At 67.5% G+C, this 11,173-nt stretch carries 11 protein-coding genes; 6 read left to right on the top strand and 5 right to left on the bottom strand.

The window, feature by feature from the left end; all coding sequences use genetic code 11:
• Positions 1 to 1,100 (bottom strand): substrate-binding domain-containing protein (locus ACESK5_RS17475; protein WP_372912860.1); only part of this gene is annotated, 1,100 nt, incomplete at its 3' end.
• Between the two features lie 273 nt (positions 1,101 to 1,373).
• On the opposite strand from ACESK5_RS17475, the gene priS reads away from it, so the two are divergent.
• From priS to bcp, 3 genes are read left to right on the top strand one after another with little or no spacing between them, the layout of a single operon-like run.
• A complete protein-coding gene (priS, locus tag ACESK5_RS17470) occupies positions 1,374 to 2,531 on the top strand; it encodes a DNA primase catalytic subunit PriS (protein WP_372912859.1) in 1,158 nt (385 codons plus the stop codon).
• Positions 2,532 to 2,564: 33 nt separating this feature from the next.
• Positions 2,565 to 3,533 (top strand): hypothetical protein, encoded by a 969-nt coding sequence (locus ACESK5_RS17465; RefSeq protein ID WP_372912858.1) that lies wholly within the window; start codon positions 2,565 to 2,567, stop codon positions 3,531 to 3,533.
• A gap of 29 nt (positions 3,534 to 3,562) precedes the next feature.
• Positions 3,563 to 4,024 (top strand): thioredoxin-dependent thiol peroxidase, encoded by a 462-nt coding sequence (gene bcp, locus ACESK5_RS17460; RefSeq protein WP_372912857.1) that lies wholly within the window; start codon positions 3,563 to 3,565, stop codon positions 4,022 to 4,024.
• Positions 4,025 to 4,233: 209 nt separating this feature from the next.
• Here the strand turns inward: bcp and ACESK5_RS17455 are convergent, their stop codons facing one another.
• Complete coding sequence (locus ACESK5_RS17455; protein ID WP_372912856.1) at positions 4,234 to 6,495, bottom strand: CDC48 family AAA ATPase; 2,262 nt, start codon at positions 6,493 to 6,495, stop codon at positions 4,234 to 4,236.
• A gap of 55 nt (positions 6,496 to 6,550) precedes the next feature.
• Positions 6,551 to 6,799: an Hsp20/alpha crystallin family protein gene (locus ACESK5_RS17450; RefSeq protein ID WP_372912855.1), complete on the bottom strand. Its 249-nt coding sequence runs from the start codon at positions 6,797 to 6,799 to the stop codon at positions 6,551 to 6,553.
• Between the two features lie 167 nt (positions 6,800 to 6,966).
• Between ACESK5_RS17450 and ACESK5_RS17445 the strand changes: the two genes are divergently transcribed.
• The 3 genes from ACESK5_RS17445 to ACESK5_RS17435 all read left to right on the top strand — a co-directional run bounded on the left by ACESK5_RS17445 (position 6,967) and on the right by ACESK5_RS17435 (position 8,734).
• Entirely contained in the window at positions 6,967 to 7,746 is a 780-nt protein-coding gene (locus tag ACESK5_RS17445) for an alpha/beta fold hydrolase (RefSeq protein WP_372912854.1), read from the top strand.
• A gap of 68 nt (positions 7,747 to 7,814) precedes the next feature.
• Positions 7,815 to 8,318 carry a type IV pilin gene (locus ACESK5_RS17440; protein ID WP_372912853.1) on the top strand — a complete coding sequence of 168 codons (504 nt, stop codon included), beginning with the start codon at positions 7,815 to 7,817 and terminating at the stop codon, positions 8,316 to 8,318.
• Positions 8,319 to 8,383: 65 nt separating this feature from the next.
• Positions 8,384 to 8,734, top strand: coding sequence for a hypothetical protein (locus ACESK5_RS17435; protein WP_372912861.1), 351 nt, complete (start codon positions 8,384 to 8,386; stop codon positions 8,732 to 8,734).
• A gap of 232 nt (positions 8,735 to 8,966) precedes the next feature.
• On the opposite strand, the gene ACESK5_RS17430 is transcribed toward ACESK5_RS17435, so the two are convergent.
• Both ACESK5_RS17430 and ACESK5_RS17425 read right to left on the bottom strand, forming a co-directional pair.
• Complete coding sequence (locus tag ACESK5_RS17430) at positions 8,967 to 10,472, bottom strand: RtcB family protein (RefSeq protein ID WP_372912852.1); 1,506 nt, start codon at positions 10,470 to 10,472, stop codon at positions 8,967 to 8,969.
• Between the two features lie 55 nt (positions 10,473 to 10,527).
• Positions 10,528 to 11,173 (bottom strand): DoxX family protein (locus ACESK5_RS17425; RefSeq protein WP_372912851.1); only part of this gene is annotated, 646 nt, incomplete at its 5' end.

Here is an 11,173-nt window from a genome sequence, read left to right as displayed (position 1 = left end):
TCTTCGCCGAAGGCGTCCTCGGCACCGTTGATGACGATGGAGTACGGCCAGTTGCGGTGCATGATTGCGTCCCCGCTGGTGAACGGCTTGCGCGAGGGCTCCTCGGTCCACTGGAGGACGGCCTCGGGCGCGATGTTGCCCGCGAAGTCGTCGCTCGAGAGCGCCTCGGGGTCGTCCGCGCCGTTGATGAACTTCCGAACCATTCGGATGGAGTTGATGACCGGCTCCTCGTCGACCGTGATTGGCCGGTCGCCGATGGGGCCGAACAGGTACTGGGAGGGGTCACCGAAGTAGGCGCCGCCCCAGGAGGTCATGAACTCGTTGAAGTCACAGCAGGAGAGACCCTCGTACACGTTCGCCTGGAACGTGTATCCGTACTGGGTGTCGGAGTTCTCCTCCATCGCCTGCTTCGTGACCTGCGAGAACTCGGCCCACGACATCGACTCGGTCGCCCACGTCTCGAAGTCCGAGTCACTGTAGCCGGCGTTCCGCAGGAGGTCCTTGCGGTACTGCATCGTCGGGAAGTCGGGGAACAGCGGCACCCCGTACAGGTCCCCGTCGGGCCCCTGCGCCGTGTTGACCGAAGCCTGGAAGTAGTTGTCCTCCACCTGGCTCACCATATCGTTCGGCAGCGACTGGCTCAGATTCTGCAGCTGCTCGCGTGCGATGAACGGAATCGTCCACCCGCTGTCCATCATCATGAGCGTGGGGTCCTCGCGACCCGAACTCAGCCACTGCTGGTACTGCGACTGCCGGTTGTCGGTGACCTGCGACCCGGCGAGAATCTCGACGGTGATGTTGTCGCCGAGGCCGGCGTCCGAGAGCGCCTGCTGGATTGCGTCGCTGTTTTCGGCCACCCGCGTGTCGGCCGCCCACTGGATGGTGATGTCCTCGGTCGATTCCTCGGTGCTAATCGGCGTGTCCGTCGACCCGCCACTGCCGCCGGACCCGCCGCTCCCACCGGAGCCACCGGAACCGCTACCGCCGCCGGTACTCACACACCCCGCGAGCCCGACTGCGACTCCCGAAGCCCCTGCTGCCTTGACGAAGCTACGACGCGACACACCCGATTCGCTGTCGTGTGGCTCAGTATCAACCATTACAGTCCGATGTGTTGGTATAGGTCTTATTTATAGTTTCGGTAATTGTTACTACCGCAGTTGTAGTAAACTCGTCGTCATCACTACGTGTGAACCCGAAACTCGCCGTTCTCCCAACCGCACGACCTGAACCGGTCCCCTTCTGTGTCAACACGTGACGAACGGACTTAATCGTTCAGTGTCACGGATCGAATGTTCCCAGGTCCGGCGTCGCCCTGCGCACTCGTCCGCAGACGCAACGTCTTTACCGGGCTCTCGACAACATCCGTCGTCATGGACAGCGCGACCCGCGACTACTTGCGCCGTCGGTTCAGCGCGTACTACGCGTCGACGGACGTCGTCCTCCCGCCGGCAGCGGGGTCGCGCGAGTGGGGGTACATCCCGTGGACCGCAGGCGGCACCACGATGGTCCGCCACAAGGCGCTGGTCGACCTCGGCGACGTCGGCACGTTCCTCGCCGACGAGGCCCCCCGACACGTCTACTTCTCCGCCGCCGAGTACCGCAGTCCCGGGGCCGGGACGATGGACGAGAAGGGGTGGGAGGCGGCCGACCTCGTCTTCGACCTCGACGGCGACCACCTCGACGGGGTAGACGAGTCCACCCCCTACCCCGAGATGCTCGAACGGTGCAAGGAGGCGCTCGTCCGGCTCCTCGACCTCCTGACCGACGACCTCGGATTCGCCCACGACGACCTGCAGGTGGTGTTCTCCGGTGGCCGCGGGTATCACGTCCACGTGCGCGACGACCGCGTCCGGACGCTCGACTCGACCGCCCGGCGCGAAATCGTCGACTACCTCCGCGCTATCGACCTCGACGTCGACGGCCTCGTCCGGACCGAGAACAGACGGGGGACGACGCGCCGGATGCTCAAGACCGAGGGCGGGTGGGGTGCGCGGACACACCGCCGACTCCTCTCGTTCGTCGACGAACTCGGGGAGATGGACGAGGCCGAGGCCCTCTCGCGACTCACCGACCTCGACGGCATCGGGGAGAAGCGCGCCCGTACAGTGCTGGGCGCGTTCGAGTCCACTCCCGAGGCAGTCCGCTCGGGGAACCTCGAAGCCGGCGGCCCCGGCGTCCGGACGCTCGTCGAGTCACTGGCCGAGGAGGTCGTCGCGAGCGAGACGGCCCCAATCGACGAACCGGTGACGACCGACCTCCGACGGCTCATCCGGTTCCCGGGGAGCCTCCACGGAGGCACCGGGCTCGTCGTCCGACGGCTCGAACCGTCGGCGGTGGCGTCGTTCGACCCCCTCGTCGACGCGGTGCCCGAACCGTTCACCGACCGGGAGATACAGGTCGACGTGACCGACCCTCCGGCGTGGATGGACGCCGACAGGTTTAGGAGAGAGGAGGGTGTCGTGTCCGTTCGTGAGTGGGTCGGCGTGTTCCTCCTCGCTCGCGAGCGCGCCACCGTCGTTCGAACGTGACAGACGGAGACGAGACGGGATGACTACCAACCGATGAACCTCGAAGAGTTACGCAGTGTGCAACGGGCCGAACGGCAGAAGGACAGCCTCCAGCACCTGCGGGACTCCTTCTACGAGGACGTCGCCGACTACGTCGTCCAGTTGAAAGACGAGCGCGAACGCGCCGTGGAGGCGGCCGACGACCCCTTCGCCTCCGAGGACGTTCGTCAGCTCACCGACAAGATAGAGTCGACCCAGGAGATCGCGAACGCGCTGTACGAGCGCCGGGTCGGCAAGGTGGTCAAGCACGCCTCGTTCGCTGCCGCGGACATGGCGACCGACGAGGAGGGGATGACGGCCGAAGAACGGGAACTGTTCGAGGACCTCGTCGCCCGCATCCGCGAGAACCGCGAGACGGTCATGGCGACGCTCGACGGGAAGCGTGGTCGGACCGAGACGTCGACGGACGCCGCCGTCGACGACTCGTCGGCCGGCCCTGTCTCCGACGCGTCCGCCTCGGCCGACGACCACGCCTCGACCGCCCCCGAACCTGCGTCGTCGTCGACGGCTGACCCCGCGGACGACCTCCTAGCGGACGCCCTCGGCGACTCCGGGGGGACGGACGCGCCGACGGCACCGCCAGATACGGCCGAGGCCCCGGCGGCGGACGCCTCGACGACGGCGCAGACGACCGGGTCGACACCCGCAGAGGCCGCCGGTTCGGAGGCGGACCGACCCGCCGACGAAGCCGCAGTCGTCTCCAGCGACGAGACCACGACGTCCGCGACGGCGACCACGTCTCCGGGGAACGCGAGACGGGACGGAGCGGCCGACGCGGACCCGAACACGGACGCTCGGGAGCGCGGTCCCGAACGGACGACGCTCCGCATCACGGCCGACGTAGGTACGGTCTACGGCGTCGACGAACGCGAGTACGATCTCGCGCGCGACGACGTGGTGATGCTCCCGACGACCAACGCCGAACCCCTCCTGCAGAAGGACGCCGCCGAGCGCATCGACTGATTCTTCCCGCGTGCGCGACGAGTGAGACCATGCTCGACATCGGCACGACCGCCCCGGCGTTCGAACTGCAGAACCAGCACGGCGACCCCGTCTCGCTCGACGACTTCGACGGCTGGGTCGTCGTTTACTTCTATCCGCGTGCGGACACGCCGGGGTGTACGACAGAGGCCTGTGGCTTCCGTGACTCGCTCGAGGAGTTCGAGGGCCGGGGGGTGTCGGTCGTCGGCATCAGCGACGACCCGGTTTCGGACCTCGCGGACTTCGCCGAGAAACACGACCTGCCGTTCGACCTCCTCTCCGACGAGTCGGGCGAGGTGGCGGCCGCGTACGACTCGTACGGCGAGAAGAACATGTTCGGCCGGACGTTCGACGGCGTGTTCCGCAACACCTACGTGGTGAATCCGGAGCGGGAAATCGTCCGGGCGTACGAGAACGTCTCCCCCGAAGAGCACGCAGAGGGCATCCTGCTGGACCTCGAAGGAGAGTTATAAACTGGTCGACAGCCGCCGCTCACGTCTAGCGGTTTGACACACCAGGTTTCCGGTGAAACGAAGTCGCCCCATCGGCGTTCTCGGCGCGTCGTTCGGACCTGCGACTCGGGGGAGTGGGGACAAGAAACTGTCGGTCGGAGCGGACGTTCAGTTCTGGATTGGACACCGGCCGCAGACGACCGAACGGGTCGAGGGAGGACGTGGACGTCTTACTGGAACGTCCGGCTGACCTCGGCCTCGGGGTCCCGTTCGACCTCGCTCTTCTTGAAGCGCTGTTCGATCTCCTCGTAGCGCCGTCTGGTCTCGTCGGTGACCGATGGCGTGACCTCCTCCAGCGCGCTCTCGAAGTGGTCCATCGTGATGCGGACGTTGCCGACCGAGTCGCCCACCTCCTCCCTGGGAACGCTGCGGATGAACTCGCGGGAGGCGCTCATCGCGGCCTCACGGCAGACGGCCTCGACGTCGGCACCGACGTAGCCGTCGGTCTTGCGCGCGAGCGAGTCGAGGTCGACGTCGTCCGCCAGCGGCTTGTTCCGCGTGTGGACGTCGAAGATGGCGCGACGGGCTTCCTCGTCGGGCACGGGCACGTGGACGTGTCTGTCCAGGCGGCCGGGCCGCAAGAGCGCCGAGTCGATGAGGTCGGGCCGGTTCGAGGTGGCGACGACCACGACGTCCTCGAGCGCTTCGAGGCCGTCCAACTCCGTGAGGAGCTGTGAGACCACCCGCTCGCTCACGCCCGAGTCACCGCTGTTCCGGCCGCGCTCGGTGGCGATGGAGTCGATCTCGTCGAAGAAGACGACAGTGGGGGCGTTCTCCCGCGCCTTCTTGAACACTTCTCTCACGCCTTTCTCACTCTCCCCGACGTACTTGTTCAGCAGTTCGGGACCCTTGATGGAGATGAAGTTCGAGTCGGCCTCGTTGGCGACGGCCTTCGCCAGCAGGGTCTTCCCCGTTCCGGGCGGGCCGTAGAGCATGACGCCCTTCGCGGCCTCCATGTCCAGCTGCTGGAACACCTCGGGGTACTCCAGCGGCCACTGGATGGTCTCGCGGAGTCGCTCTTTCGTCCCTTCGAGTCCACCGACGTCCGACCAGGTGACGTCGGGGACCTCGACGAACACCTCGCGGAGGGCGGAGGGCTCGATACCCTTCAGCGCCTCCTTGAAGTCGTCGAGGGTGACCTGCAGTCGTTCGAGGATCTCGGCGTCGATTTCGTCGGCCTCCAGGTCGAGTTCGGGCCGGATCCGTCGAAGCGCGTTCATCGCCGACTCCTTCGCCAGCGACTCGAGGTCCGCGCCGACGAAGCCGTGGGTGTTGTCGGCGAACTCGTCGAGGTCCACGTCCTCGGAGAGCGGCATGTTCCGGGTGTGGACCTGCAGGATCTCCTTGCGGCCGTCGCGGTCGGGGACGCCGATTTCGATCTCGCGGTCGAACCGACCGCCGCGCCGGAGCGCGGGGTCGATGGCGTCCACTCGATTGGTCGCGCCGATGACGACGACCTGGCCCCGGGACTCGAGACCGTCCATCAGCGAGAGGAGCTGTGCGACGACGCGGCGTTCCACGTCACCGCTCGTCTCCTCGCGCTTGGGCGCGATAGAGTCGAGTTCGTCCATGAAGACGATGGCCGGGGCCTCCTCCTCGGCCTCCTCGAAGATCTCTCTGAGTTGCTCCTCGGACTCCCCGTAGTACTTCGACATGATCTCGGGGCCCGAGATGGTGTGGAAGGAGGCGTCTATCTCGTTCGCCACCGCCTTGGCGATGAGGGTCTTCCCCGTGCCCGGCGGGCCGTGCAGGAGGACACCCTTCGGCGGGTCGATACCGAGCCGCGAGAACAGCTCGGGGTGGCGCATCGGCAGTTCGATCATCTCGCGGACCTGTTCGAGTTCGCGGTCCAGCCCACCGATGTCCTCGTAGGTGATGCTGGGGCCGCCGTCGCTCCCCGTGGAGGTCTCTTTGATCTGCTCGGCGGGCTTCTGCGAAATCTGCACCTCGGTCGAGTCGTTGACGACGACGGTGCCGGAGGGCTGGGTCGACGCGACTCTGAGGGGTACGGTCTGGTTCGACGAGGCCATGAAGCCGAAGCCCAGCGGGAGCTGGACGGTCTGGCCCTTCGTCACGGGCTGGCCGGCGAGCTTGTCACGAATGTAAGTTCCGATGTTCCCGCCGATACGGAGGTTCTGTGGGAGGGCGACCGTCACCCGGGAGGCGGGCTTGACGTCGGCCTTCTCCACCTCGACGCGGTCGTCGATGCCGACGTTGGCCTGCTGGCGGAGTCGACCGTCGATGCGGATGACCCCTGTACCACGGTCCTCGGGGTAGCCGGGCCACACCCGGGCGATGGTCGAGCCGTTCTGTCCCTTGAGGCGGATGAAGTCGCCACCCTCGAGGCCGAGTTCTTCGGCGGCCTGTCGGTCGATGGCGGCGAGTCCACGCCCTGCGTCCTTCTGTTTCAGCGGTCGAACGATGAGTTTCATACGGTGTGTCGTGTGTCTGTGAAGGGTTCGGAGCGGTCGCGCTTCGACGCGTCGGTCACTTCGCGACCGTGATGGTCAGGATACCGTTCTGTACGGCGACGTCGGCGTCGGTGCCGGGGAGTTCGAACTCCGTCTCGGCGACCCCGTCGCCGGTGTCGACAACGACGATGGCCGTCGTCCCGACGACGTCGACGTCGATGGCGTCGTCGTCGACGCCCAGGTCGGCGGCGACGACCCAGCTATCGTCGTACTCGTAACGGCGGAGGAACCGGTCGTTGGCACCGGCGAACTGTTGGGTACTCATGATATCAACTAACTCCAAGTTAGCTTTCTACCTATATGAATCTTTTGCTCACTAATCGACCGACGGCGTCCGAACGCCTCTGAGAACTCGTTTTGCGGTTCCGTCTCGTGGCCGGTCCGGACGGCCGACGGACGGGGCTTTATTTCACTCCCTGTCGGAGTCTCCCTATGGAGCAGACAACACACCACGGGCGGACCACGGCCTACCGGACTCGCGGAGACGCAGACGGGGACGTCCCGGGCCTCCTCTGCATCCACGGGAGCGGCGGGTCGCACGCGGCGTGGCGCGCACAGTTCCGACTCGCGGACACGACGTCGGTGACTGCACTCGACCTGAGTGGACACGGCGAGAGCGACGACGTCGACGCCGACCCGGGGTACGAGGCCCTCTCGGCGTACGTCGACGACGTGGTCGCCGTCGCGCGCGCGGTGGGGGCTCGGGTCCTCGTCGGCAACTCCCTCGGGGGCGCCGTCGCGCTCACCACGGCACTCGAACGTGACCTGGACCTGGACGGCCTCGTCCTGACGGGGACCGGCGCACGTCTCGCCGTCCTCGACGACCTCCTCGCGTGGCTCGACGACGACTTCGACCGCGCCGTCGAGTTCCTCCACGACTCCGACCGACTCTTTCACGACCCGACGGACGAGTTCGTCGAGGCGTCGACCGAGGTGATGTACGACGCCGGGCAAGCTGTCACCTACCGCGACTTCCGGACCTGCCACACGTTCGACGTCCGCGACCGACTCGACGAACTCTCCCTGCCGAGCGTCGCTATCGTGGGCGAACACGACCAGTTGACTCCGCCGTGGTACCACGAGTATCTCGCGGAGAACCTCCCGGACTGCACCGCCGTCGAGATTCCCGGCGCGGCCCATCTGGCGATGCTCGAACGACCCGCGGCGTTCAACGCCGCCGTGCGGGAGTTCCTCGACGAACGCCTCGCGTAGTTCGGTGTCAGATTCGATACTTGGGGGCGGGCGCTTACCACGGACCGGCCCGATCACCCGGTGACGTGATGCGCTCCGCCAGCACGACCCGTCCGACCCGCGCCGTCTCCCCCGTCGTCGGCGTCGTCCTCCTCACGGCGATTACCGTCGTCGTCGCCGCCATCGTCGGCGCGCTCGCGATGGGGTTCGAGTCGCGACTCGGTGCGGCCGAGCATCCGGTCGCGTTCGACACCGAGTGGGTCGCAGACGGCGACGGCAACGGCGGGAACGGCGCGTACGTCGTCGTCACGTTCACCGGCGGCGAAGCCATCGCGCAGGAGCGCGTGCTCGTCGTCGACCACACCGGCACGCGGATCACGTGGGACGACGTCTGGACTACCGACCCGAAGTCGGTCGTCGAACCGGGCGACGAGGTCCACCTCGACGGCGTCGGGAGCGACGGTGCCCTGCAGCAGATCTGCGACACCGGCGACACCTACCGCATCGTCGTCCGGGGGCAGAACGGCGAGACGACTGTCGTCGACAAGTTCGTCGCGCCGTCGCCGCCGACGGTGACGACCGACGGCTGTTGACGCTCGCCCGGCGCGCACCGCTTATGCCACTCGACCCGCTAGAACGGGCGATGACCGACGAGGACGTGACCGTCACGGTCACCTACTACTGTCCGCACTGCGGTGCGCTCGCCGAACTGGAGCGGGACGCGTACCTGGCAGACAAGGCCGTCACGCCGTACCCGTTCGAGGGATGGACGTACGCGGCTCCCGACGAGGCGTACGAGGAGAGCGAGGGCGTCCGGTTCGTCTGCGGTGACGAGACGCTCGCCGAGGGGGAGACGGGCTGTGGCGAACCGTTCTATCTGAGCTTCGTCAGATACGAGAACGGAGAGGAGATGGACCCGCGTCGGCCTCCCGAACGCGTCGAACTGCGCGACGAACGCGGCCCGCGCGGGCCAGGGGGACCGCGCGGACCGTCTGGGCCGACGGGGTGACCGCCGGAGTCGAATCGCGAAAGCGAACCGGTGAGACCGTGACGACAGTGTCGCGAGACCCGGAGATGGGTCGCGTGGGGAACAGCACCGCCCTGCCTGCCCCCCAAGGGCCGTGGCAACCCCGTGCCGACGGGACGGCACCGCTCCCGCAGGTGGACATTGCGGCGCCTGAAAAAAGTGGGCGCCGCCCGTTCCCAGTCGATTGTAACGGGCGTGGCTCTCTTGAGCGACGTTAGCCCTTGATGTTGCACACCGGGAAGGTACGTACCACCGTCTCGCCGATGCCCAGTTCGTCCGAGACGCGGACCACTTCGTCGACGTCCTTGTAGACGCCCGGTGCCTCCTCGGCCACGGTGGCGCCCGACTGCGCCTTCACGTATATCTGGTTCCCCTCGCGGAGTTCGGACTGGACGTCGCCACCCCAGAACTCCTTCTTCGCCTGCGTCCGGCTCATCAGTCGCCCCGCACCGTGGGCGGTCGACCCGAACGAGCGGGCGAGCGACTCCTCGCCCCCGCGGAGCACGTACGACCCCGCGCCCATGCTCCCCGGGATGATGACGGGCTGGCCGACGTCGCGGTACGCGGGCGGGACCTCCTGGCGGCCCGCGGGGAACGCGCGCGTCGCCCCCTTCCGGTGGACGTACAGTTCGCGCGCTTCGGTGTCCACGCCCTCGTCGTAGGCGGTCGGTCGGCCGTCGGCGTCGACGGCGACTTCGTGCACCTCCTTCTTCGCGATGTTGTGCGCGACGTCGTACAGCAGGTCCATCCCGAGGTCCTCCCAGTCGGTCCCGAACACGTCGGCGAACACCTCGCGGGTGCGGTGGGTGATGAGCTGGCGGTTGACCCACGCGAAGTTGATGCAGGCACACATCGCGCGGTAGTACTCCTCGGCGAGTTCCGACCCCGCGGGCGCGGCGGCGAGTTCCTTGTCGGGCAACTCCGCCAGGAGGTCAGCGTGCTCCTGTTCGATACGCCGGAGGTAGTCGGTGCAGGTCTGGTGGCCCAGCCCGCGGGAGCCACAGTGGATGAGGACGACGATTCGGTCCTCCGCGAGACCGTACGCGTCGGCGACGTCGGCCCGGAAGACGTCGGTGACGCGCTGTACCTCGAGGAAGTGGTTGCCGGAGCCGAGCGACCCGACCTGGTTCTTGCCCCGGTCCTTGGCCTTCTGCGACACCGCCGAGGCGTCGGCTTCTGGCCTAAGGCCCTCGTCCTCACAGTGGGTCAGGTCCTCCCGGACGGCGTACCCGTGTTCGAGCGCCCAGTCGACGCCGCGTTCGAGGATCTGCTCCACCTGCTCTTTCGACGTCTCGACGACGCCACCGCCGCCCAGTCCGGAGGGGACGGCCTCGAACAGGGCGTCGACGAGTTCCTGCTCGCGCCCCTGGACGTCTTCGTAGGTGAGGTTCGTCTTCACCATGCGGACGCCGCAGTTGATGTCGTACCCGACCGACCCGGGCGAGATACAGCCGGTCTCGACGTCTGTCGCGCCGACGCCGCCGACGGGGAAGCCGTACCCCTGGTGGCCGTCGGGCATACAGACCGCGTAGTTCGCGATGCCGGGGAGGTGCGTCGCGTTCCGCAACTGCTGGAGCGTCTTGTCGTCGCCGATCTGTTCGAGGAGTTCCTCGCTCGCGAAGACCCGGGCCGGCACCCGCATCTCCCCCTCTCGCGGGAGCTCCCAGACGTACTCGTCGACCTGTTCGAGCGTGATGTCGCCGAACTGGCGCGTGGTCATAGCTCTAGTGTCGACGCGTCCGAGGGAAAACGTTCCGTCCTCGTCCGCCCCCCGGTCAGTCGGCGGCCCGGGGCGACTCGTCCAGCGGGTCGGGAACCGCGTCCGGCACCTCCCGTGCGGCCCACGCGTCGAACGAGAACGGGCCGGCGCCCGTCACCAGGAGGGCGCTCACGAGCCCGAACACCGAGATGTGGGCGACGACTGGGTCGTCGGGCAACCCGAACAGCGTCGTCGTCAGGAGGAGGAACGCGACGCCCGAGAAGAACCGGGTGAAGAGCCCGGCGAGTAGCGCCACGCCCACCGCGGCCTCGACGAGGCCGGCACCGACGACCCACAGCGCCGGGTCGACCGGCACTACCGCGGTCAGGTCGTACTTGGCGACGACCGCCAGCGAGTCGCCGGGGTTCGCGAGCTTCTGGACCACGCCGAGGTAGACGAACGCCACGCCCATGCCCGCACGGAGGACGACCGGGACGTACTGTCTGAAGCCGTCGACGCGCTCGACGAACGGGACGGCCACCCGGCGGTAGAAGGGGTCGATTCGCGAGTAGAGCGTCCGTTCGTCGGCGGCCATGCGCGCGATGACCTGGTCGGCGCTCGGCCGGCCGCCGCCGAGGAGTGCGATGGCGAGGAAGCCCGGGACGTACTCGAACGCGAGCAGCAGGTCGGGCGAGACGGCCAGCGCGGCGAGGTACACGAGG

The sequence above is a fragment of the Salinigranum sp. genome, assembly GCF_041641895.1.
Lineage (GTDB): Archaea > Halobacteriota > Halobacteria > Halobacteriales > Haloferacaceae > Salinigranum.
This window is presented reverse-complemented; position numbering and strand designations above follow the sequence as displayed.